This is a genomic window from Microvirga roseola (assembly GCF_020866965.1).
Classification (GTDB): Bacteria; Pseudomonadota; Alphaproteobacteria; order Rhizobiales; family Beijerinckiaceae; genus Microvirga; species Microvirga roseola.
Genome location: NZ_JAJATX010000178.1, coordinates 1 through 729 on the forward strand (window position 1 = coordinate 1; position 729 = coordinate 729).

General features: G+C 67.4%; 1 protein-coding gene. It reads left to right on the top strand.

What is annotated here, in order from left to right; genetic code table 11:
• Positions 1 to 729 (top strand): IS701 family transposase (locus LG661_RS24750; protein ID WP_230534650.1); only part of this gene is annotated, 729 nt, incomplete at both ends.

The following is a 729-nucleotide window of genomic DNA, read 5'->3' on the forward strand; positions in this document are numbered from 1 at the left end:
GGATCCCGAGCGCCTGCAGCACGCGGGTGTGCCCGAAGCGTTCTGGGCGGAGCGCTCGAAGCCGGAGATCGCGCTGGCGGAACTCCAGCGGGTGAGGCAAGCCGGCGTGAGCTTCGGGGCAGTCGTGGCGGATGCTGGCTATGGCATCAGCGCGCCTTTTCGGCAGGCCCTCTCGGCTCTGGGGCTGCTGTGGGCCGTGGGCACTGTGCGCATTCAGAAGGTCTACCCGGCGGATGTGCAGATGATCACGCCACCGCCGTCACGTGGGCGATCCCGCACGCGATTCATCCCGGATCAGGAGGCGGTCGCGGCCGAGGCCCTCCTGGCGAAGGCGTCCTGGCGTCAGGTGACCTGGCGTCGCGGGACCAAGGGAGCGTTGCGGGCGAAGTTTGCCGCCGTGCGCGTGCGGGTTGCCGACGGTCCTGCCGTTTACCTGCGCGGGCATGCCAATCAGCATATGCCTGGGGATGAGGCCTGGCTGGTGGGCGAGCACCGCTCGTCGGGTGAGCGCAAATATTATCTCTCCAATCTGCCACCTGACACGACGCTGAAGCGGCTGGCGTCTCTGATCAAGGCGCGCTGGGTGTGCGAGCAGGCGCACCAGCAGCTCAAAGAGGAACTCGGGCTCGATCACTTCGAGGGCCGCTCCTGGCGCGGGCTGCACCGGCATGCGCTGCTGACGCTGATCGCCTATCTGTTCCTGCAGCATCTGCGTTTGCAGGCCGCCAA